Below are 22,060 nucleotides of genomic sequence, written 5' to 3'. Positions count from 1 at the left end.
CACCGGCGCCGTCGCCGCGAACGCCCCCGTCCCCCCCAGCGCACCGCCGCGCACGCCGGGCGCGAACCAGCCGGTCGCACAGGCTCCCGTGCAGGCCCCCGCCCAGCAGCCCTCCGCGCCCGCCGCGGCGCCCACGCAGGTGGCGAGCCTGCCCTCCGCCGCCACCGGGCTCGACTTCCGCTGGCCGGCGCGCGGGCGGGTGATCTCCGGCTTCGGCACCGCCGGCAACGAGGGCATCAACATCGCCGTGCCGGAGGGCACGCCCGTGCGCGCCGCCGAGAGCGGCACCGTCGCCTATGCCGGCGACGAGCTGCGCGGCTACGGCAAGCTCGTCCTCGTGCGCCACGACGACGGCTACGTCTCCGCCTACGCCCACAATTCCGAGCTCCTGGTCGCCCGCGGCGACGCCGTGCGACGCGGCCAGGTGATCGCCAATTCCGGGCGCACCGGCAACGTCACCTCGCCCCAGCTCCACTTCGAGATCCGCCAGGGCGCCGACCCCGTCGATCCGATGCCCTACCTGACCAACTGAGGCTTTCCGGAACCGACCGGCGACGTCGCGTCGAGACCCGTCGTACGGCTCGGGCGGGCGGAGGGGGCAGCCCCTCCGCCCGTTCTTCGTTCACGCCCGCGTCCCGGCCACCTCCGCCAGCCGGAACGGCCGCGCGGCGCCGGCACCCTCGACGAAGGCGAGATGGGAGACGAGGCGGCGGCCGTCGTAGTGCAGGAGCCGGTAGGCGGCGGGCTCGGGGGCGAAGCCGCCGTCGCCGCCAGGGCGCATGTCGAGGCTCACGCCGTAGGCGAGGGAGGGGGCGACCCAGCAGGGCCGGCCGCCGAACAGCGTCTCCATCGCGCGGTGATGGTGGCCGCACAGGACGGCCAGCACCTGCGGGTGAGCGGCGACGATGCACTCGAACCGCGCCGCGCCCTCCACGAGCCGGATCCGGTCCATGAAGCCGACGCCGCAGCGGAAGGGCGGATGGTGGACCACGATCAGCGTCGGGCGCGCAGGCGCGTCCGCCAGCGTCGCGTCGAGCCAGTCGAGCTGCACGTCGTCGAGCCCGCCGGCGCTGGTGTAGGGCAGGTTCGAGGCGAGGCCGACGACCCTGAGCGCCGTGAAGTCGCGCACGCTGCACAGGTCCGGAGCCGGCAGGCGGCTTTCCCCGCCGATCAGGCGTAGGAAGGCCCCGAATTCCGCGGGATCGTCGTGGTTTCCAGGGACCGCAACCACGGATCGACGCATTCCCTTCAGCATCTCGGCGGCCCGGCGGTAGGCCCGCGCCCGCCCGGCATCGGCGACGTCACCGGAGACGATCAGGAGATCCGGCCGCGGGGAGAGCGCCTGCAGGGCCGCGAAAGCCTTGTGCAGTGCAGCATTCACGTCCGCCGCCCCGGGGACGGGCTCGCCCGTCGCGGGGACGTGGAGGTCGCTGATGTGGGCTATGAGCATCGTGTCCGGGGCCGCCGCATCTGTCGTGATCACGGCAGCAAGAAGCGCGCCAAGCCTCAGCCGTCCCGCCAGCCGTACAGCCAAGCGTAGCGTTCCGCCATGCCGGCCGCGCCCATCCCACGCAGCACGAGATCGCGACCGAGCGCGATCGGGCCGCCGGCGTGATAGACCCGCCCGTTCGCGCGCGCCGCGTCCTGGACCCTCCGCGCCCGCTGGGCGCGCGCCGTCCCGTAGCCGGCGAGGGCGGCGGCGACCGGGTCCGCGGCATGCGAATCGCCCGCGTTTTCGGCAATCGCCAGCCCACGCGCGAGGCAGGCCGCGTCCTCGATGGCGAGCGCGGCGCCCTGCGCGAGGAAGGGCAGGACGGGATGGGCGGCGTCGCCGACGAGCGCGACCCGCCCGCGCGCCATGCGCCCAGCGGGGCGGTCGTGAAGCGACCACAGGAGCCAGCCGGTCGCCGCGTCGATCAGTGCGGCGAGCGGCGCTGCCGTGGCGGGAAGCGCCGCGCGCAGCGCGGCCGCCTCGCCGGGCGTCGCCCAGCCGTCGACGGGGTCGGCGCGCTGCACGACGCACACGATGTTGACGAGCGCCCCCGCGGCGATGGGATAGTGCACGACGTGCGCGCGCCGACCGAGCCACAGCCCGGTCTCGTCGCCCGCGAGCGCCGCGGGCGCGGCCTCGCGCGGCACGGTGGCGCGCCAGGCGACGTAGCCCTGATAGCGCGCGGGCACGGCGCCGCTCGGCCCTTCCACGACGCGCCGGAGCTTCGACCAGACGCCGTCCGCGCCGAGCGCGAGATCGGCCCGCAGCGTCTCGCGCGCGCCGTTCTCGCGGGCGAGCGACAGCCGGACGCCGTCTTGCGCCTCCTCGACGTCCTCGACGGCGCGGCCCACGACGAGGCGCACGTCCGGGCGGGCGCGCACGGCGTCGAGCAGGATGGTCTGCAGGTCGGCGCGATGGATCACCCAATAGGGCGCGCCGAAGCGCGTGCGCATCGCCTCGCCCAGCGGCATCTCGGCCAGCGTGCGGCCGCGCGCCATGTCGCGGATCACGACGCGCCGCGGCTCGCCCACGCGCCGCGCCAGCGCCGGGCCGAGACCCAGATCGAGGAGGACGCGGCTCGCGTTGGGCGAAAGCTGCAGGCCGGCGCCGACCTCCGAGAAGCCGGTGCGCCGCTCAACCAGAGTCACCGGGTGGCCCGCGCGCGAGAGCGCGAGCGCGGCGGCGAGGCCCGCGATGCCGGCCCCGGCGACCGCGACCGACGGGCGGGTCATCTCAGCGCGAGGGGCCGGTATGGGCCGAGGCGATGTCGAGCGCGCCGCCGGTCCACAGGCATTCCGGCGGATCGGACTGCTGCGTCGTCAGGTCCGGGCGGTAGCGGAAGAGCGTCGAGCAATAGGGGCAGACGATCTCGTCCTCGGCCCCCATGTCGAGGAACTCGTGGGGGTGATCGAACGGCGGCTTCGCCCCGATGCACATGAACTCCTTCGCCCCGATGTGGATGATCGGCACGCCCGCGTCGTTGGCGAAGTGGGGAGTCGTCTTCTCGGCCATCTCGTGTCCGTGGTCCCGGTCTCTCGGCGCGGCGGACCATAGTGCGCCGCGGCGACGAGGGCCAGAGCGAATGCGGCGCACGGGAGGCTTGCGAGCGACGCCGAACCCCTCTATGAGGGCCGGGCCGCGGCGGACAGGCTCCCCCGCGGCCCGGGCGCCCTTCGTCTATCGGTTAGGACATCAGCCTTTCACGCTGAAGAGGCGGGTTCGATTCCCGCAGGGCGCGCCATCGGTCCCGAGTCATCGTGACGCTCATCCGCCACTCGTCCGTGGCGCGGCCGGGCTGCCTGTTGTAGCGTCCCGCCGGGAGACCGACGCCATGCAGCTGACACGCCTCAAAATCGAGAATCTGCGCTCGATCCGATCCTTCGAGCTCGCTCTCGAGCCGGATGAGACGGCGGGCTGGCACGTGGTCCTGGGCGCGAACGGAGCGGGGAAGTCGAGCGTCGTGCGCGCCTTCGGCATCGCGATGATCGGACCCGACAACGCGATCGGTCTCAATCAGGTCTGGCGGGAGTGGCAGCGCCAGAATGCACCGCCCGCGGTCATCTCGGCCACGGTCGTCGCCGACCGGGAAGACGTCTTCGTCGGCAGAGGCCGAACCGCATCGCGGTTCGGTGTCGAGCTCGGGCTCAGCCCGCGGGAGGGGTCGAGCGAGCAGCTCGACCTTATGGCTCGCAAGGGCACCGTCGTCGCCGGGCGGTCGATCTGGGCGCGTGCGGAGAACCGCGGCTGGTTCGCCGCATCGTTCGGACCGTACCGGCGCTTCACGGGGGGGGATCTCTCCTACGAGAAGCTGTTCTACTCCAGCCCGCGCCTCGCCGGCCACCTGTCGGCCTTCAACGAGGCCGTGGCGCTGACCGAGGGCCTTCGCTGGCTGTCGTCCCTGAGGGTGTCCGGCATGGAGACCGGGTCGGGGCGCAACGACCTGCTGGACGCCATACTCTCCTTCATCAACGAGACCGAGCTCCTGCCGCAGAGGGCACGGATCGAGGAGGTCCGGTCGGACCGCGTCCTGGTACGCGATGCCAATGGCGCACTCGTCGCGACCGATCTCTTGAGCGACGGCTACCGGTCGATCTTCTCGATGATCTTCGAGCTGATCCGCCAGCTCGACGTCGCCTTCGAGAGAGACACGCTGGTGGAGGCGCTGCGCGAGGGGAAAGGCACCGTCGCGCTGCCGGGCGTGGTCGCTATCGACGAGGTCGATGCCCACCTGCACCCCGACTGGCAGGCACAGATCGGTAGGTGGTTCACCCGCGTGTTCCCGCGCATGCAATTCCTGGTGACCACACACAGCCCCATCGTCTGCCGAAGCGCGCGTTCCGTCTGGTGGCTGCCGCGCCCGGGCAGCAGCGAGGGCGACGCGGTCAGGGTGACGGGAGCCGATTTCGACCGGCTCACCAAAGGGTCGATCCTGGACGCATACGGGACCGAGCTCTTCGGCCGCGGCGTGAGCCGCTCTCGGGATTCCGGGGAGATGCTGGCGCAGCTCGCCGACCTGAACCGCAAGGCGCTGCACGGCACCCTATCGAAGAGCGAGGAGCGGCATCTCCTCGAGCTGAGGGCCGCGCTTCCGTCGATGTCGGCCGCGCTGGAGGCCTAGCCCGATGCTGCGCCTGCCGGACCGATCGGTCTCGCGTCCGACGGCCAAGGCCCTTGCTGGGCTTCAATCCCTCGTCGATGCGGGCGCGACCTTCGAGCGGCGCGCGGAGCTGGCCAAGCGCTGGTGGGACAACAAGGACGGCCGGAACGCGCGCAGAGCGGCCTTCGACGAGGTGAAGGCCACGCTCGCCGCGATGGCCTACGGCTCGGTCCGCTGCGCCTATTGCGAGGACTCGGCGGCCGACGAGATCGAGCACATTCTCGCCAAGACCGTCGTGCCGAGCAGAGCGTTCGTCTGGGAGAACTATTGCTACGCGTGCGGCCCTTGCAACGGACCGAAAGGGAACCGGCACGCCACGCTCGACGTCGCGGGCGTGCTGACGGTCGTGGATCCGAAGCAGCTGACCTCCGAACCGGCGGACCCGAGCGCTCTCCTGGACCCTCGCGTCGACGACTACAAGGAGTACCTCGAGCTCGACATCGGCGGGGTCACGCCGGCGGGCGAGCAGTTGCGCGCGACGCTTCATTTCCGAGCCCTGGCGAATCTTCCGCCTCGGGCGAAGGCGCGCGCGGAGTGGACCCTCGAGGTGCTGCGGCTCAATCGCGAGGTCGTTCGCAAGGCGCGGGAGACGGCACTGCAGTCCTACCGCGCGAGCCTGCTGGAATACGCGGACGAGAAGGCAGCCGGTGCGACCGACGAGACGCTCGCGACGCTGCGCGCGGGCATCCTCGCGATGCCTCACCCCAGCGTGCTGAACGAGCTCATCCGCCAGGTCGGAACCCAGCCCAAGGTCCAGCGCGCGATGGCGGCGGCCCCGGAGATCGCCGGCTGGCTCCGATAGCCGTCCCGCACACGGGTGTCTCGGGTACGCGCAGCGCTCACCCCAACTCCCGCACCGCCGCCGCAACCGCCGCGCTGCCGGCCGCCCCCATGACCTCGAAATGGTCTCCCGGCGCGGTCAGGACCCGCAGCCAGTCTCCGAAGACGCCGGCTATGGCCTTTCGCGCCCGGGTGGCGCGGGCGGGGGCGGCGGCGGCGGCCTGGATCAGCCGGGCGGGGCAGGCGAGGGGGGCGGGCACGAAGGCCTCGGCCAGCGCCAGATCTTCGCGGAAGCGCGCGTAGAGCGTGCCGAGCGCCGCCGCGTCGAGGCCGTCCGTCGCGCCGCAGGCGGAAAGCGCCGCGAACGCGGCATCCGGGTCTCCCCCGTCCCAGTCGCCCGCGGGCGGCGCGACGCCCGCGCGGCGAGCGATGTTGGCGACGAAGGCGGCGAGCGGCGGGGTCGGCGGGCGGTCCGGGTCGCCCGGGGCCGTGTCGACGAGCACCAGCCGCGGGACGGGCGCGCCGTCCGCGATCAGCGCCCGCGCCGTCTCGCAGGCGACGAGGCCGCCGAAGGACCAGCCGAGCAGCGTGAGCGGGCCGTCGCCCCCCGCCGCCTCCGCGCGGATCGCGTCCGCGCAGGCCCGTGCGAGCGCCGCCATCCGCGCGGCGACGTCGCCCGCCGAGCCCTCGATCGGCTCGTCGAGCGCCACGCCGACGACCGCGTGGTCCGCGCCGAGCGCGCGTACGAGATCGGCGAAGACGAGGAGCGCGCCGCCGGCTCCGGGGAAGGCGTAGACGCGCCGGGGGCCTGTGCCGCCGAGCGGAACGAGGCGCCCCGGCGCGGCCGCACCCGGCCGCTCGCCCCGCCCCTGCGCGTCGATACGTGAGGCGAGCGCCGCGAGCGTCGGCGCCTCGAAGGCGGCGCGGGCGTCGAGCCGCACGCCCGTCTCGGTCTCGACGCGGGCGAGCATGCGCAGCGCGAGGAGCGAGTGGCCGCCCAGCGCGAAGAAGGCGTCGTCGCGGGCGATGTCGGCGCGCCCGAGCAGCTCCGACCAGATCGCGGCGAGGGCGCGCTCGGTGGCCGTCGCCGGCGCCTCGCCGGCGGTCTCGCGCCGAGCCCCCGCGCGCGGGGCCGGCGCGCGGGCGAGGAGCGCCGCGCGGTCGGCCTTGCCGTTGGGCGTCAGCGGCAGGGCCGCGAGGACGTCGATCGTGGCCGGGACCATGTAGGCGGGAAGCCGGCGGGCGAGCGCGCCGGCGAGCTCCTGCGCCACGGCCTGCGGGTTCGCCGCCTGCGGAGCGTCCACGGCGACGAAGGCGCGCAGCCCGGTCTCCCCCGCGGCATCCGGCGCGGCGAGCACGGCGGCGTCGCGCACGCCCGGGCAGGCCTCGAGCGCGGCCTCGATCTCGCCGGGCTCGATGCGCAGGCCGCGGATCTTCACCTGGTCGTCCGTGCGGCCGACGAAGGCGATCGTCCCGTCGGGCCGCCAGCGCACCGCGTCGCCGGTGCGGTAGAGCCGCTCGCCGGGCCGCCGGGGATCGGTGACGAAGCGCTCGGCGGTCAGCTCCGGGCGGCCGAGATAGCCCAGCGCGAGCCCCGGGCCGCCGACGTGGAGCTCCCCCACGACGCCGATCGGCACCGGCTCGCCGTGCCGGTCGAGCACGAGCGCGCGGGAATTGGCGATCGGCCGGCCGATCGGCGGCGGGGCGTCCACGCCGGCCGTTGCGGGCGCGACGTCCCCGCAGGTCGAGACGACGCTGTTCTCGGTCGGGCCGTAGGCGTTGACGAAGTGGAACGGCAGGCCCTCGGGTGGGCGCCGGTTGAGCGCCTCGCCCCCGGTGAGGAGGACGCGCAGGCGAAGGCCCTCCGGCAGCGGCCGCGCCACGAGGTCCGCGGCGATGCTCGTCGGCAGGAAGGCGATCGTGATTCCCGCGCGGGCGAGGAACGCCCAGAGGCTGTCGGGATCGCCGAGGAGGCGCGGGTCGACGAGCGTCACGCTCGCGCCGGCCGCGAGATGCGGCCAGACTTCCCAGGCGCACGCGTCGAAGGCCGTGCCCGCGGCCTGGGTCGCGCGATCGGCGGCGGTGACGGCGAATGCGTGCGTATGCCAGGCGACGAGGCTCGAGAGGCCGCGATGGGGGATCGCGACGCCCTTCGGCCGGCCGGTGGAGCCGGAGGTGTAGACGACGTAGGCGCAGTCCTGCGGCGCGAGCATGGGCAGCGCCTCCGGCGGCGGCGCCGGGATGTCGCGAAAATCCTCCGCCCGCACGACGGCGACGCCCTTCGGCAGCCCCTCCGGCGCGGCGTCCGGCACGACGATCGTCGCCGCGCCGGAATCCGCGAGCATGAAGGCGATGCGCTCGGGCGGGTAGGCGGGGTCGATCGGCAGGTAGGCCCGGCCCGCGCGCAGGATCGCGAGCATCGCGACGACGAAGCCGATCCGGCGCTCGGCCCAGACCGCGATCGGCGGCCCCGGCGGCGTGCGGGCGAGCCGCGCCGCGAGCAGGGCGGACCAGGTGTCGAGGGCGCCGTAGGCGAGCACGGTCTCGCCCTCGACGAGGGCCGGCGCATCCGGCGATAGCCGGGCCCGGCGCACGATCGCCTCCGGGACGGTGCCCTCCGGCACGGGAATCGCCTCCCCCTCGCTCCACGCCTGCGTCAGCAGGCGGCGCTCGGCGGGGGTGATGAGCGCGAGCCGGTCGAGGGGCGTCGCGGGCTCCGCGAGCGCCGCCTCGAGGAAGCCGAGGAAGCTCTCGACGAGCGTCCCGAGCCGCTCCCGTGTGAACAGGCCGAGCCGCGTCTCGAGCGCGATCTCCCAGCCCTCCGTGCCGGGCTCGACGTAGAGCACGAGATCGAACTTGGCGGTGCCGAGCGCCACGGGCAACGGCCGCACCCGCAGGTCGCGGCGCGACGGCCAGGGCGCGGCCGCGGGCGGCTGGAAGGCGAGGAGGGCCTGGACGAGCGGCGTCGCGTCGGCGCCGCCGCCGGCCCCGAGCGTCTCGACCAGCTCGTCGAAGGGCACGGCGCGGGCGAGGCGGGCCGGCACCTCGTCCGCGAGCCGCTCGGCGAGGACCTCGAACGGCTCGTCCGGCGCGCCGCGCACACGCAGCGGCACGGTCTCGACGAAGAAGCCGACGAGCGGCTCGAGCTCGGGCTGGTCGCGGTGCGAGCGCGGCGTGCCGACGAGCACCTCCTCGCCGCCGCAGATCCGGCGCAGCCAGGCGCCGAAGGCGGCGAGCGTCGGCACGAAGGGCGTCGTTCCGCGGGCGAGCGCGAAGGCCCGCAGGTTCGCGACGAGGTCGGGCGCCATGTCGCGCCGGACCAGCAGACCGTCGCCGGGGGCGCCGCGGGCGGGGCCGTCGGCGGGGAGCGCCAGCCGGCGCGGGGCGCCCTCGAGCTCGGCGCGCCAGAAGGCGCGGTCCCCTGCGCGCTCCTCCCGACGACGCGGGCCGGCGCTCCAGGCCGCGTAGTCCGCGTATTGCAGCGCCAGCGGCGGCAGCGCCGCCGCGGGGCCGGCGTGGTCCGCGCCGCCGCAGGTCGTCTCGTACGCGATCCGCAGGTCCCCCAAGAGCCGGTCGAGCGAGGCCGCGTCGGCGCAGACGTGGTGGAGCACCAGTGCGAGGACGTGCCGCTCCTCGGACAGGCGCAGGAGGAGCGCGCGGATCGGATGCTCGCGGGCGAGATCGAAGGGTCGGCGCGCCCGCTCGGCGACGAGGGCGGCGACGTCCGCGTCGCTCGGCGCCTCGCCCGGGCCGTCCGCGGCGAGATCGAGCGTCTCGAAGGCCGGCGTGCCGGGCGGATCGATCACCTGCACGGGTGCGCCGTCGCGTTCCACGTAGCGCGTGCGCAGGATCTCGTGGCGGGCCACGACGGCTTCGAGGGCGCAGGCGAGCGAGCCGCGCAGCCGGCCCTCGAGCACGAGCGCGCGCACCATCACGTAGGCGGGATCGGCGGGATCGAGGCGATTGAGCAGCCACAGGCGCCTCTGCTGCGGCGACAGCGGCGCCTCCATGACGCCCTGCGCGCGGCGCGGGATGGCGGAGCCGACGGTCTCGAGCCCCTTGAGGCGCTGCGCCAGCAGGCGTCGTCGCGCCTCGCCGAGCGGGGTCCCGCGGTCGAGCGCGTTCATGCCGGTCATCGGGAGGCCTCCTCGAGCGTGTCGATGTCTGCGAGGATCAGCGCCTCGACCCGTGCGGCGAGGGCCGAGAGGGTCGGCGTGCGCACGAGGTCGGCGGGCGCGAGCGCGATCCCGAAGCGCCGCGAGGCGAGCGTGGCGAGGCGCGCGGCGGAGAGGGAATCGCCGCCGATCGCGATGAAGCCGTCGTCGCGGCCGGGATCGACCCCGAGCACCTCGCGCCACAGCGCGGCGAGAGCCTCCTCCGCGTCCGTCGCGGGGGCGACCCGGGCGGGGCGCAGCGCATCCGCGAACCGGCTCCCCATGCCCCGCCGGTCGAGCTTGCCGGGGCCGATCGTGGGCAGCGCCGCGACGACGAGGATGCGGCTCGGCACCGCGGGGCCGGCGACCATCGCCAGGAGCGCCTCGCGCAGATCGGCCTCGACGAGGCACGCGCCGGATTCCGGCACCACGGCTGCGGCGAGGTCCCGGCCGAGCGTCGGGTGCGCCACCGCGAAGGCGGCGGCCTCGGCGACGCCCGGCAGGGCCAGGAGCGCGTCGTCAACGTCGCGCAGGGCGACGCGGTGGCCGCCGCGCTTGATCGTCTCGTCGAGGCGCCCGTGCAGCACGAGGTAGCCGTCGGCGTCGAGCCGGCCGAGATCGCCGGTGTGCAGCCAGCCGTCGCGGATCGCACGGGCGCTCGCGTCGGGATCGCCCTCGTAGCCCTCGATCACGGTGGGGCCGGCGACGAGCACCTCGCCGATCTCGCCGGGCGCGCAATCCCGCCCGCCCGGCGCGACGATGCGCAGCCGCGCGCCGACCGGCACGCCGACGCTGCCGGGTTTGCGCGGCGCGGGCGGGAGCGGGTTCGCCACGATCATCGAGGCGGTCTCGGTGAGGCCGTAGGTCTCGACGAGCGGGGCGTCGGCGAGCGCCTCGATGCGGGCGATCAGCGCCGCCGGCAGCGCGGCGGAGGAGGAGCGCACGAAGCGCAGGCCGGTGAAGCGCGTCCCGTCGCCGCGGGCGTCCGCCTGCGCGAGGAGCGCCTGGTGGATCGTCGGGACGGCGGTGTACCAGGTGGCGCGTCCGGCCGCGAGCCAGGCGAAGGCCTCCTCGGCGGCGAAGCGCGCCGGGCAGGCGACGGTCCCGCCCGAGACGACGGTGGCGAGCGTCGCGGTGAGGAGGCCATGGACGTGTGCGAGCGGCATCGGGTTGTAGCAGCGATCCCGCTGCCCGAGTGCGAACCAGCGGGCGATCGCGTGCGCGGCGGCACACACGCGCCGCTGCGAGAGGACGACGACCTTCGCCCCGCCCGTCGTCCCCGACGTCCGCACCACGAGCGCGGGATCGTCCGGGCGGGGGGCGTCGTCCGGACGGGAAGGCACGTCGCCGGCGCCGTCGCCCGTGGGCGGGGGGATCAGCGGGAGCCCGGTCCCGGCGAGCGCGGCGCGCAGCCGCGCATCGTCGGGCACGATCACCGCCTCGACGTGCAGCGCCGCGAGGGCGGCGCGGATCTCGGCCTCGGGGCGGGCCGGGTCGAGCGGCGCGCAGGCGCCGTTCGCCATCGCCGCGAGGATCGTGGCCGCGGCCTCGATGCCGTTGGGCAGGAGGCAGGCGACCCGCGGACGGTCCCCGAGCCCGGCGTCGGCGAGGGCGGCGGCGAGGCTGCGCGCCCGCGCGCGCAGGTCCGCATAGGTGAGCGCCGCGCCGCCGGGCTCGACCAGCGCGGCGTGCGCGGGCGCGCCGATGGCGAGAGCCTCCGCGACCGTGATCGGCGGGCCGGCTTCGTGTGGCTCGAACATGGCGGGCGTGGGCATGGCGCGCTCTCTCCGTCTCGCGTGGACCGCCTCAGGCGGCGGCCTCGAGGCCGGCGTCTTCCGCGAGCCGGCGGGCGATCGCGGGATCGAGGCCGAGCTCGGCCACGCAGGCCTGCGCCGCGTCCCGGTAGACCGCCTCGACCCCGGACTCGCGCAGGAGATCGAGATGCGCCCGCGTCAGCGTCTCGACCCCACGGTCGCGGTAGCGGTAGGCGCTGTCGGAGCTGTGCAGCCCCTGCACGACGTAGACCGGCGGCTCCTCGGGGAAGACGATCTGCGCGTTCTCGGAGTCGAGCGCGCCCTTCTCGTTCCAGTCCTCGACGACGCCGGCATGGAAGCGCTCGGCGAGGCCGATCCGGGCGAACAGCGCGGACACCGAGGTCTTCGGGTCGCGGGAGAGCTCGTAGACGTAGTGCGTCACCGCGATGCCGTGCGCGCGCGCATGCGCGGTCACCCGCCCGGCGTTCAGGGCGGAGAGGACGTAGTTGCGCACGAGCCGCTCGGGCGGGATGCGGTCGGGCCACTTCGTCAGCCAGGACGCCAGCGACTTCGCCGGATGCCGGTCGAGGACGAGGAGCCGCAGCCGGTCCGCCGGCCAGCCGGCCTCGACGAGGCTGGCGAGGGGGATGAACAGGCACTCGGCCATCACGTAGGGGCCGGCCATCTCCTTGGCGAAGAGGTGGGGCACCGCCCGCGGATCCGGCAGCCGCCAGGGGGCACCCCGCCCGCCGGTGAGGAGATGGCGGGCGATGGTCTTCACCGGTTGGTAGTAGGCGCGCACGCCCGCGATGCCGAACAGGTTCGTGAGCGCGGTGGAGCCCACGCGGCACTTGCCCCAGCCGCAATGCAGGATGGGGAAGTCTTCCGGACGCAGTCCGGCGAAGCCCTCCTTCAGCCGCGCCACCATCTCCTGGTGCAGGCTGCCCATGTCGGAGGGGACGGTCTGGTACTTGCCGTCCGGCTCCAGCGGGAGCATGGCGAGGCGCGGGTCGTCGCGGCGCACGAGGTCGGCGAGGCGCAGGATCTCGTCGCGGTCGAAGGCGTGAGCGGTCATCGGGTCGTCTCCGGGGTCGGGGCGGCGCTGATGGAGGGGGCGGTGGGTGCGGCGTCGGGCGGCGCGAAGTAGCCCGTGCCGATGGTGATCGGCGCGCCGGCGGGAAGCAGCAGCGGCACGTCGCTCCACGCCGTCGCGGCGGACTTCGGCAGGCCGAGGTCGCCGGCGAGGCGCGCGGAGAAGCGCGGCATCACCGGGGCGCTGGCCATGGCGAGCGCCCGCGCGGCGGCGAGCTCGAGGGCGAGCGCGGTGCGCCGGTCCGCCCGTCGGCTCGCCACGCCGGCGAGATGGCTCTCGCGCCGCGCGAAGGCGCGGGCGTCCTCGACGAGGGCGTCGAGCGCGCGCACGGCCGCCGCCGGCGAGAAGCTCGCGGCCTCGAAGCAGGCGGCGATCTCGGCGATGCGCGCCTGAAGGCGCGCGAAAAAGCGCCGGTGGCTCTCGCTCCAGGCGCCGGTGTCGGGCGCGCGCCCGTCGGCCTCGCCCCCGATCCGGCCGGCGAGCGCGTCGAGCCAGGCCTGCCAGCCGTCGACGAGCCGCTCGCGCACCAGCCGCTCGAGGGTGTCGAGGGTGAAGTTCGTGCGTGCGCCCTCCGGCCGGCCCCAGCTCAGGCCGAAGCGCACGACGTCGGGCTGCGTGCGCGGCAGCAGCTCGCCGCCCCAGACGGCGTGGTTGCGGCTCGTCGAGAACTTCAGGCCGTCGAGGAGCAGGAACTCGTTGCAGACGAAGCGCGCGGGCAACAGTTCGCGCTCGCCCAGCGCCATCGCCACCGCCGGGAAGAGCAGGGCGTGGCAATAGCCGTTGTCGAATCCGAAGAACTGGACGACGTCCGGCGTGCCGCCGCGCTCGCGAATGCCGTAGTGGTAGCCGAGCGCCATCTCGAGCCAGACCCAGATCCGCTGCGCCTCGAAGCCAGCGACCGGCACGGGGATGCCCCAGTCGACCGGGTGCGAGACCGGGATCTCCGGCAGTCCCGCCGCCATCATGCTCTCGCACAGGGCCGTCAGATGCGGGTCGAGGTCGACCTCGGCGAGGAAGCGCCTCAGGTCGCCCTCCCAGGGCGCGAGGGGAAAGACGAGGCGCGTCGTCGGCCGCGTCACCGCGTGGCCGTGGCAGCACGAGGTCTCGCGCGCGACGACGTCGACGCAGGCGTTGGGCCGCCCGCATTCCTCGCAGACGTTCCCGCCGGTGGGCGCGGCGCAATGCGGGCAGGCGCCGCGGACGGCGACCTCGTAGAGGTACGTCCCGCAATCGGCGCAGAAGAGCGCGTCCGACGTGCGCGCCACCACGTGTCCCGCCGCGACGAGCCTCTCGAAGCCGCGGGCGACGTCCGCGCGATAGGCCTCCTCGTGCAGTGGCCGCGTCCAGCGATCGGGCGCGATGTCCATCGCCGCGAGCGTGGCGTGCATGCGCGCGGCGAAGCGGTCCGCCGTCGCCGCGGGGGGCGTGTCGAGTCGCTCGGCGCAGGCGAGGACGTAGCTCTGGTAGTCGTCGCTGCCGGTGACGTGACGTGCGTCTACGCCGCGCATGCGCAGGTAGCGCACGTGGATGTCGGCGCCGAGATACGGCCCCGAGAGGTGGCCGAGGTGCAGGTCGCCGTTGGGCGTCGGCGGCGTCGAGGTGACGACGACCGGGCGCCGCCGCGCGGGCTCCGGCACGGGGGCGAGGCGGCCGGCGAGCGCGGCGTCCTCCCAGTACGCGTCGAGGAAGCGCAGCGGGGTCTCGCCCGTGTTCGTCAACGTGTGGCGGGTGAAGGGCGGGACCAGGATCACGTCGCCCGCCGCGACGCCGCGCTCCACCTCGCCGAGACGGACCGTGCCGGTCCCCGACACGATGGCGAAGAGCTCGCCCTCGTGGTGCGCGTGGCGGCTCGTCTCGCCGCCGGGCGGGATCTCGCCCCAGGAGAGCCCGAACGGCGGGCGCAGGTCCGGCGCCTCCGGGTCGGCGCGCTGCATGGGGATGCCGTAGGCCTCGGCGAAGGCTCCGGGGTCGAGACGACGAACCAGCATGGACGGTCTCCTCTTCGGGTCGGCGCGCGGTCAGGCGCTCGCGGCGGCGCTCGGCCGCGCGGCGGGCGAGGGCGATAGCGGGGGCGCTGCGAGATCGGTCGGCGAGGGCGCGCGCTCGTGCGCCTCCAGCCCCAGCGCGGCGAGCGCGCGGGCGGCGAGCGCCGGTGCCAGCCGCCAGCCCGATCCGGAGGCCCCCCCGGCCAGGACGGCGTTCGTCATCCCCGGTAGCGGCGCGACCAGCGGTATGCGGCCCGGTCCGTAGGCGTCGCAGAACACGCGGCCCGAGCCCATCGTGCGGGCGAGATCGGGCAGGAGCGGCGCGAGGAGCGCCGTCGCCGCGGCACGGTGCTCGGGCCCGATGCGCATCGCGGCGCTCTCGGGCGCGACGTCCCAGTCCTCGCAGGTGTAGGAGAACAGCCACTGACGGCGCTCCGGGAGCGGCATCAGGAAGGCGTCGTGGTCCATCAGGTAGACGACCGGCGCGCCCGGCGGCGGGGCGACGTCGAGGTGGAAGGCGACGACGAGCTTCGAGCGCAGGCCGAGCCCGGCGAGCCCCGGCGCGAGGCCCGGCTGATGCGGCGCCCACGGGCCCGTCGCGAGGACCGCGCGCGCCGCCTCGATCCGCCGGCCATCCTCCGTCACGAGCGAGACGCCCGCCGGCCCCGGCTCCAGCCGTGCGAGTCCGACGCCCTCCCAGAGCCTGCAGGCGGGATCGGCGAAGAGGTCGGGCAGCAGCGCTCGGGCGACGCCGGCGACGTCGGCGCGCTGGGCGGTGCCGCCGTCCGCCGCGATCATGCCGGGCGCGGGCGCGAGGTCCGGCCAGAGCGTCCGCAGCCGGTCGAGGACGGCCGGCTCCGGCCGCGGGGCGCCGTCGACGAAGCGCTCGCCCATCGCCGCGAAGCTCTCCGCACGGCCGAGGTGAACGATCGGCAGGTCCGCGATCGGCAGGTCCGGGCGGCGGAGGCGCAGGGCCGCGTACCAGGCGCGGCTCTCGGCGGTGAGTGCGCGGGTCGTCGGCGAGGCGCCCCAGGCGAAGTCGAGGCCGGCCGAGCGCAGGCTCGCGCCGGAGGCGAAGGCGCCGCGGTCGAGGAGCAGGATGCGCCGCCCCGCGCCCGCCGCGCGCAGCGCCGCCACGATCCCGATGATGCCTGCGCCGACGATCGCGAGGTCGAAGGGGCGCCCCGTCTCGGCGATGTCGCGTGCGCCGTTGCTCATGCCCCGATCCTCATCGGCGTGCCGGCCTGGGCGGCCGCGGGCTGCGGCCACTCGACGAAGGAGGGCTCGTCGCGCAGCGCGTAGAGCGCGCGGCCGGCGACGGCGTTGGCGATGACGCCGGCGCGCCAGGCGACGAGGGAGAGGTTCGGGTCCGCGATGCCGCGCTCGAGCCGCGCCGCGTTCTGCACGAAGATGCGGTTCCCGGCCGGCCCGTCCCACTCGATCGAGTAGTCGTCGCGCACGACGAAGCGCCCGCCGGACCGGGTGATGCGGTGCAGGATCGGGTCGAGGCAGGCGGGTGGCGCCCACTCGTATCCGGTGCACAGGAGGGCGACGTCGGCCCGCGCCGCTCCCGGCGTGCCGTCCAGCGTCCCGGCGAGGCGCAGCGACACTTCCTCGCCCGCCAGCGAGAGGTCGGCGAGCGCCGTCTCGGGCAGGATGCGCACGCGGCAGCGGCTGTCGGGCTCGAGGTAGCGCAGCTCGTAGAGCCGCCGGTAGAGCGCCTGGAGCAGCCCCATCGAGATGCCGTCGCTGGCGAGCGCCTGCTCGCGCACCAGCGCCCGCCGCCGGTCCGGGGCGAGCCCGGCGAAGTAGCGATTGTAGCCCGGCGTGAACAGCTCGTTGACGAAGGGCGAGTCGTCGAGCGGCAGCAGGTTGGCGCGCCGCGAGATCCAGACGATCTCCGCCGGCGGCCGCTCCCCCGAGAGGAGGTGGAGGACGATCTCCGCGCCGGTCTGCCCGCCGCCGATCACCGCGACGCGACGGCCGCCGAGGCGCGGCGCGCGTCCCAGGAGCTCGCTCGCGTGGAACACCCGCTCGCCGATGCGGCCGACGGCGCAGGGCGGGATGGCGGGCCGCAGGCCCGTGCCGAGCACGAGATCGCGGGCGCGATGGGTGTCCGTCGCCGTCGAGACGGCGAAGGCCCCGTCGAAGGCGACGGCGAGGGCCGGCTCGCCGAAGCGGACGCTCGCGAGACGCTCCGCCGCCCAGCGCAGGTACTGGTCGAACTCGCGACGGCGCACCGCCGGGAAGCCGGCGTTGAGGAAATGATAGAGGCGGCCCTCGTCCTGGAGGAAGGCGAGGAACGAGTAGGCGCTCGTCGTGTCGACGAGGCTCACCAGGTCCTTCAGGCACGAGACCTGGAGGTCGGCGTGGGGGAAGAGCAGCCCCTCGTGCCAGGCGAAGGCGGCGCGGCGCTCGAGCACCGCGAGCGTCACGTCCGGATGGGGCGCGAGCAGCGCGGCGAGGCTGAGGTTCGCGGGGCCGGCGCCGATCGCGACGGCGTCGAGGGTCGCGCGGCTCGCGGCGGTCCCGGCCAAGCGGGCGATGGTCGAGAGCGGGCTGTCGTCGGCCATGGCGGTACCGTCCTCCTGGCGGGGTTCGCGGAGACGCATCGTTCGGGATGGGGGGTCGGCGTGCGCGCGGGGTCGCGCGGCGCGCTCAGGATGGGGGCGCGGTCGTCGCCGGTGGTCGGCGCGGCTCCGCGGCGGCGATCGCGACGAGGAGCGCCGCGAGCCCGGCGAGCCCGGCGGCGCTCAGGTAGACCATGTCGTAGCCGGTCGCCCGCGCCAGCAGCCCGAAGGACACGCTCGCGAAGACGACGCCGGACAGGAACACGGAGTTGTAGAGCGTGACGGAGCGGGCACGGTCGCTTCCACGCTCGACCACCAGGGCCTGTAGCGCGGGGGCGAAGATCGCGGAGGCGACGCCGAAGGCGAGGCCGAGCGGCCAGAGCTGCCATTCGGCGGAGAGCCCCGCCAGCGCCCCGAGGCTCGCGACCTGCAGCCCGGCGCCGGCGAGGATCACCGTGCGGCGGCCGAACCGGTCGAGATAGCCGCCGCCGACGAGGCGGATGGCGACGCCGGTGATGATGTAGCCCGCGAAGAAGGGGGCGACGGTGGCGATGCCGGAGAGGGCGACGAAGTCGGCGATGAAGGCCATCACGGCGCCGAACCCGCTCGACAGGCAGAACGTCGCGAGGAGCAGGCCCATCATCGCCACGGGCCGGCCCTGGCCGGCCGCGGCGGGCGCGCCCTTCGGCGCGGACCCGGGCGGGAGCGGGCCGACGAGGAGCAGCGCCGATGCGGCGAGCACGCAGGCGGCGACGAACACCGCCTGGAACGAGCCGAACAGGCCGAGCAGGATCTCGCCGGCCCAGGGCCCGACCGCCTGGCTGAGCAGGAAGACCGAGCCGTAGATGCCGAGCCCCTGCGCCAGCCGGTCTGGTGGGGCGAGCAGCGTCGCGGCGATCGTCGTGCCGATCAGGATCGCCGACCAGCCGAAGCCCTGCAGCAGCCGCGCCCCGAGCAGCGCCGGCGCGGTGTCGACGACGAGGAAGACGAGGCAGGATAGGGCGAGCACGACGAGCCCGCCGGACACCACAGCCCGGCAGCCGAAGCGGGCGACGAGCCGCGCCGTCACCGGCATCATCAGGAGCGTGCCGAGGAAGAAGGCGCCCATGATCGCGCCGATGCGCCCCTCCTCCATGCCCAGCGCGCGCACGTGGAGCGGCAGCAGCGTGAAGACGAAGGCGCCGGTGGAGGCGAGCAGCGTGGCGAGGCACAGCGAGACGAAGCTGCGACCGAGGAAGACGCCGGCGGCGGAGCGAGGCTTCGCCGGGGCGCCGCCCGAGGCGGTGCTCGAAGCCTGCGCGGGCTGCGCGGATGCGGATGCGCGTTGCACGGAAGCACTCTCCCTGTCGGCGCGCCGTTCGTGCGGGCGCCGTTCGTGTCGGACCTCTTCCCCCGGGCGGCGGGAGGAGCCGCCGCCCGCCCGTCAGCGCAGCACGTTGGTGCCGCGCCATTCGTCGTCGATGGCGAGCTCGAGCACCTCCCCCGGCTCGACCCTGCGGGCCTGCGCCAGCGGGGAGACGGTCTCCGTCGTCCAGACCAGGATGTCGTCGTAGAGGAGCTGCTGTGTCCACACCACGCTCGTGCACACGCCCGGCGCGGAAATCTCGAGACGCAGCGCGTCCGGGTAGCGCGAGAACGAGCCCGGCTTCTCGTACGCGATGGTCGTGAAGGGCGTGTCGGCGGAGAGGATGCGCATGCCGCCGCGGTCGAACAGCGCCGAGGCCGAGGAGCCGCCCGGCCGCCAGGGGTAGGCGCCGTGGTAGCTCGGCCGGCTGCTCATCACCGGGAACTCGCGCAGGGCGGCCTGGAGCAGCGACTGGAAGCGCAATCCGTAGGTGCTCTCGAGGCTCGCCACGGCGTTTCGCAGGTCCTGCGCCTCCCCGGCGAGGTCGCGCGCCGGCCAGTCGCAGGCGCGGGCGAGATAGCGCACCCGGTTGGGCACGACCCGCGACGTCGGCGTCGCGAAGCGCTCGCGCAGCGCGAAGACGAGCCTCGATCGGGCCTCGTCGGTGATGATGTGGTTCGTGTAGACGAAGGCGAGCAGCGTGTCGAAGGGTGCGCCGGCGATGCCGGGATCGAGGTCCTCGAGATCGCACTGGACGAACTCGATGGCGTCGGTGAGCCCGTTCTCCGCGGCGATGGCGCGGGCGAGCGCGACCTGCGTGCGGTCCACGGCGAGCACGTTCGCCGCGCCGCAGCGCAGGGCGATGTAGGAGAGCAGGCCCGACCCGGTCCCGGCGTCGAGGACCCGGTCGCCCGGCCGCACCGCGCGCTCGACGGCGCGCTGGACCGCCTGCCCGCGATCGAGGCGCAGAAGCAACCGCAAGTGAATGTCTGTCGAGAACGAGACGTCCAGGGGATGGGACATGGCGGAGCCCTCTCTCTCCAGAGTTGTTCTGCGGTGAAAGAACACGAATGCGACTGAACACCTATTAATTCTTACTCTTGTCTGATCTCAACCCTGAGTAAAGCTATGACGCGCTGCCGTGGTTGTCAATGCCGTTCGGGACGTGTGGATGCATGACGTTGCGTCCTGCAACGCGGCGCTTGACCCTTCCCGCGACTTCGGCTCAGATCCGCCCGTGCCGGGGCAGGGGCCGCCGGCTGTACGTGTCGTCGCGAGCGTTGCGTCCATGAGCGATCCTTCCGAGTTTCCCGACATCGGCGAGACCGCCGCGCGCACGCGGCTCGACGGGCGTGTCGTCGCCGAGCCGCCGAGCGGGCTCGTGCCGCCGCGCACCCCGCTCGCCGGCCGCAGCGTCGTCCTGGAGCCGCTCGAGCCGCGGCGGCACGCGGAGGAGCTCCATGCGTCCGCGCACGGGTCGCCGGAGGCGGAGCGCATCTGGGACTATCTCGCCTACGGCCCCTGGCCCGAGCGGGCGCCCTTCGAGGCCTGGCTGCGCGAGTGCGCGGCCGCCTTCGACCCGATCTTCTACGCGATCAGGCCGGCGGTCACCGGGCGGGCCGAGGGGATGGCGAGCTTTCTCGACATCCACCCGCGCACCGGCGTGATCGAGATCGGCCACATCTGGCTGGGACCCGGCCTCCAGCGCACCCGTGCGGCGACCGAGGCGCTGTTCCTCATGATGAGCCTGGCGATGGACGACCTGCGCTATCGTCGCCTGCAGTGGCGTTGCAATGCGCTCAACGCCCGCTCGCGTGCCGCCGCACGCCGCCTCGGCTTCCGTTTCGAGGGGGTCTTCCACGCGCACATGATCGTCAAGGGCCGCAACCGCGATACGGCCTGGTACTCGATCACGGCGGAGGAGTGGCCGGCGGTGCGCGAGACTCTCGCCGCCTGGGTGGAGGACTCCAACTTCGATGCGGCCGGCGCGCCGCGCCGCTCGCTCGCGGCGATGATGGCGGCGCGGCAGGGCCGAGGATAGGGCAGGGGGGCGCCCTCAACGCTCCGGCGGGCAGAAGGTGCGCTGGAGCGCGCCGATGACGTCGATCACCTCGGGACGGCCGAGCGAGTAGTAGATGTTCTTGCCGTCGCGGCGGCTCGCGACGAGATCGTCCGCACGCAGCCGGGCGAGCTGCTGCGACACCGCCGGCTGGCGCATGTTCAGCATCTCCTCGAGCTCCGTCACCGACTTCTCGCCCTCGATGAGCACGCACAGGATGATGAGACGCGTCTCGTGGGAGAGCGCCTTGAGGAATTCGCTCGCCTGCCGGGCGTTCGCGAGGAGCTGGTCCACATCGATCGCCTTCACGTCGATCGCCGCCGGTGCGGCATGATCCAGCATCTGTGGGACGGCGGTCATCGAGGCGCCTTTCGGCTCGGGCGAACGATCTGACGGGAGCGTTCCGTATATACGCGCCTTTCGCCCCTTGGGAAGGGCAGGCGCGGTCCGCGCCCGTCGTGGAGCCCGGCGGCCGAGTCCCGACCGAACTCCCTCGGGCCGCGCGGCGTTTGCGAAGCCCGCCACGACCAAGCACGAAGCATGCCGAGAACCTCCCGCCCGCCTGCGATCCTGCCCGCGTCCGACCCGATCGGACGCCTCGCCCTCGCGCTCGCGCGCCTCGCCGCCGACCGGCGGCCGAAGGGACCGATCATCGTTGTCGCCGAGGCCGGCCGCCGCGCGCGCGCGCTCGTCGCGGCGGCGATGGCGCTCGCGCCGGAGGTCGAGACGGCACACCTGCCGGCCTGGGATTGCTTCCCCTACGACAGGATGCCGCCCTCGCGGGCGTGCATGGGCGAAAGGATGAACATCCTGCGCCGGCTCGCGGGCGCGGCGGGCGATGCGCCCGCGCTCGTCGTCGCGACGCCCGCGGCCCTGCTGCGCCGCGTGCCGCCGCGCACGATCTGGACGCATGCGACGCTGTCGGTCGCGCCGGGTGAGCCGCTCGACCCGGACGCGTTCGAGGCCGCGCTGGTGCGGCTCGGCTACCGGACCGGCGAGCGCGTCGAGGATCCGGGCGAGGCGGCGGTACGCCCCCACCTGGTCGACCTGCATCCCGCCGCCGCCGCGCTGCCGGTGCGCATCGAGCACGCGGACGGGCGTGTCGGCGGGATCCATTCCTACGATCCCGTCACGCAGGCGCGGGTCGACGAGATGGAGCGGCTCGTGATCGATCCCACCTCGGAGATCGTGCGGCCCCCCGACGCCGCACCCGATGCCTCGACCGAGCCGCCGCCCCACGGCGCGGAGCATCGTCTGGCGGAGCGGTACGAGGCGCTGGAGACGCTCCTCGACTACGCGCCGGGGGCCGCGCTCGTCCTCGATCGGCAAGCGCGGGAGGCGGCGCAGGACGTTCTGCGGGACGTCGCCGACGCCTTCGAGGCGGCGCGCATCCTGAGGGAGGCGAACGGCGCCGGGCGCAGGCCGCTGGCACCCGACGCACTGCACCTGCGGGCGCGGGAATGGGAGCAGATCCTGGCCGAACGGCTCCTCGCCACGGTCCCGGACGAGGCGCAGCCGACCGGCGTGCCGCGCTTCGTGCTGGAGGCGCGCCCGCGCGCCGCATTCGTCGGCTTCGTGGCGCAGGCGCGCGAGGCGGGCGGACGCGTGGTGCTCTGCGCGGACGCGCCGGCGCTCCCGGCCTTCGTCCGCCGTGCCCGGGCGGCGCTCGGC

Annotated in this window: 16 protein-coding genes, 1 tRNA gene and 1 pseudogene; 6 read left to right on the top strand and 12 right to left on the bottom strand. The window is 74.7% G+C overall.

Going from position 1 to position 22,060, the window contains the following annotated elements; all coding sequences use genetic code 11:
- On the top strand, nt 1–532 hold a 532-nt coding region (locus ACTZWW_RS20095), incomplete at its 5' end, for a murein hydrolase activator EnvC family protein (protein ID WP_444782746.1).
- A gap of 90 nt (nt 533–622) precedes the next feature.
- Here ACTZWW_RS20095 and ACTZWW_RS20090 read toward each other — a convergent pair.
- Genes ACTZWW_RS20090 through ACTZWW_RS20080 form a run of 3 tightly spaced genes read right to left on the bottom strand, consistent with a single transcriptional unit; the run spans nt 623 to nt 3,004 of the window.
- Nucleotides 623–1,450, bottom strand: coding sequence for a metallophosphoesterase (locus tag ACTZWW_RS20090; protein WP_444782745.1), 828 nt, complete (start codon nt 1,448–1,450; stop codon nt 623–625).
- Nucleotides 1,451–1,506: 56 nt separating this feature from the next.
- Nucleotides 1,507–2,724, bottom strand: a complete 1,218-nt coding sequence (locus tag ACTZWW_RS20085) for an FAD-dependent oxidoreductase (protein WP_444782744.1) — start codon at nt 2,722–2,724, stop codon at nt 1,507–1,509.
- 1 nt (nt 2,725) lies between these two features.
- Nucleotides 2,726–3,004 carry a zinc-finger domain-containing protein gene (locus tag ACTZWW_RS20080; RefSeq protein ID WP_444782743.1) on the bottom strand — a complete coding sequence of 93 codons (279 nt, stop codon included), beginning with the start codon at nt 3,002–3,004 and terminating at the stop codon, nt 2,726–2,728.
- Nucleotides 3,005–3,158: 154 nt separating this feature from the next.
- Between ACTZWW_RS20080 and ACTZWW_RS20075 the strand changes: the two genes are divergently transcribed.
- The 3 genes from ACTZWW_RS20075 (at nt 3,159) to ACTZWW_RS20065 (ending at nt 5,451) form a co-directional block, all read left to right on the top strand.
- Nucleotides 3,159–3,233, top strand: a tRNA-Glu gene (locus ACTZWW_RS20075).
- Nucleotides 3,234–3,452: 219 nt separating this feature from the next.
- On the top strand, nt 3,453–4,610 hold the full coding sequence (locus ACTZWW_RS20070) for an AAA family ATPase (protein ID WP_444782742.1): 1,158 nt from the start codon (nt 3,453–3,455) through the stop codon (nt 4,608–4,610).
- A gap of 4 nt (nt 4,611–4,614) precedes the next feature.
- On the top strand, nt 4,615–5,451 hold the full coding sequence (locus ACTZWW_RS20065) for a hypothetical protein (RefSeq protein WP_444782741.1): 837 nt from the start codon (nt 4,615–4,617) through the stop codon (nt 5,449–5,451).
- 37 nt (nt 5,452–5,488) lie between these two features.
- Here the strand turns inward: ACTZWW_RS20065 and ACTZWW_RS20060 are convergent, their stop codons facing one another.
- The 8 genes from ACTZWW_RS20060 to ACTZWW_RS20025 form a co-directional block, all read right to left on the bottom strand.
- Nucleotides 5,489–9,565 (bottom strand): non-ribosomal peptide synthetase, encoded by a 4,077-nt coding sequence (locus tag ACTZWW_RS20060; protein WP_444782740.1) that lies wholly within the window; start codon nt 9,563–9,565, stop codon nt 5,489–5,491.
- Nucleotides 9,562–11,358, bottom strand: a complete 1,797-nt coding sequence (locus ACTZWW_RS20055) for a non-ribosomal peptide synthetase (protein WP_444782739.1) — start codon at nt 11,356–11,358, stop codon at nt 9,562–9,564. Before ACTZWW_RS20055 ends, ACTZWW_RS20060 begins: the two co-directional genes overlap by 4 nt.
- A 31-nt stretch (nt 11,359–11,389) precedes the next feature.
- Nucleotides 11,390–12,412: a sulfotransferase family protein gene (locus ACTZWW_RS20050; protein ID WP_444782738.1), complete on the bottom strand. Its 1,023-nt coding sequence runs from the start codon at nt 12,410–12,412 to the stop codon at nt 11,390–11,392.
- On the bottom strand, nt 12,409–14,418 hold the full coding sequence (locus ACTZWW_RS20045; RefSeq protein ID WP_444782737.1) for a class I tRNA ligase family protein: 2,010 nt from the start codon (nt 14,416–14,418) through the stop codon (nt 12,409–12,411). Before ACTZWW_RS20045 ends, ACTZWW_RS20050 begins: the two co-directional genes overlap by 4 nt.
- A 30-nt stretch (nt 14,419–14,448) precedes the next feature.
- Entirely contained in the window at nt 14,449–15,633 is a 1,185-nt protein-coding gene (locus ACTZWW_RS20040) for an NAD(P)/FAD-dependent oxidoreductase (RefSeq protein ID WP_444782736.1), read from the bottom strand.
- Complete coding sequence (locus ACTZWW_RS20035) at nt 15,630–16,988, bottom strand: lysine N(6)-hydroxylase/L-ornithine N(5)-oxygenase family protein (RefSeq protein ID WP_444782735.1); 1,359 nt, start codon at nt 16,986–16,988, stop codon at nt 15,630–15,632. The genes ACTZWW_RS20040 and ACTZWW_RS20035 overlap by 4 nt, the downstream gene beginning before the upstream one ends.
- An 85-nt stretch (nt 16,989–17,073) precedes the next feature.
- The gene (locus ACTZWW_RS20030; RefSeq protein ID WP_444782734.1) at nt 17,074–18,315 is read right to left on the bottom strand and encodes an MFS transporter; all 1,242 of its coding nucleotides are present in this window, start codon (nt 18,313–18,315) and stop codon (nt 17,074–17,076) included.
- 93 nt (nt 18,316–18,408) lie between these two features.
- Nucleotides 18,409–19,353: a methyltransferase domain-containing protein gene (locus ACTZWW_RS20025; RefSeq protein ID WP_444782733.1), complete on the bottom strand. Its 945-nt coding sequence runs from the start codon at nt 19,351–19,353 to the stop codon at nt 18,409–18,411.
- A gap of 265 nt (nt 19,354–19,618) precedes the next feature.
- Between ACTZWW_RS20025 and ACTZWW_RS20020 the strand changes: the two genes are divergently transcribed.
- Entirely contained in the window at nt 19,619–20,371 is a 753-nt protein-coding gene (locus tag ACTZWW_RS20020) for a GNAT family N-acetyltransferase (protein WP_444782732.1), read from the top strand.
- A 15-nt stretch (nt 20,372–20,386) separates the two neighbouring features.
- Here the strand turns inward: ACTZWW_RS20020 and ACTZWW_RS20015 are convergent, their stop codons facing one another.
- On the bottom strand, nt 20,387–20,731 hold the full coding sequence (locus tag ACTZWW_RS20015) for an ArsR/SmtB family transcription factor (RefSeq protein WP_444782747.1): 345 nt from the start codon (nt 20,729–20,731) through the stop codon (nt 20,387–20,389).
- Between the two features lie 198 nt (nt 20,732–20,929).
- Here ACTZWW_RS20015 and ACTZWW_RS20010 point away from each other — a divergent pair.
- Nucleotides 20,930–22,060: pseudogene (locus ACTZWW_RS20010) on the top strand (DEAD/DEAH box helicase); the annotation flags it as partial.

The sequence above is a fragment of the Salinarimonas sp. NSM genome (genome assembly GCF_052380005.1).
Classification (GTDB): Bacteria; Pseudomonadota; Alphaproteobacteria; order Rhizobiales; family Beijerinckiaceae; genus Salinarimonas.
Note: the sequence above shows the minus strand (reverse complement) of the source record. Positions and strands in the feature narration are given on the sequence as shown.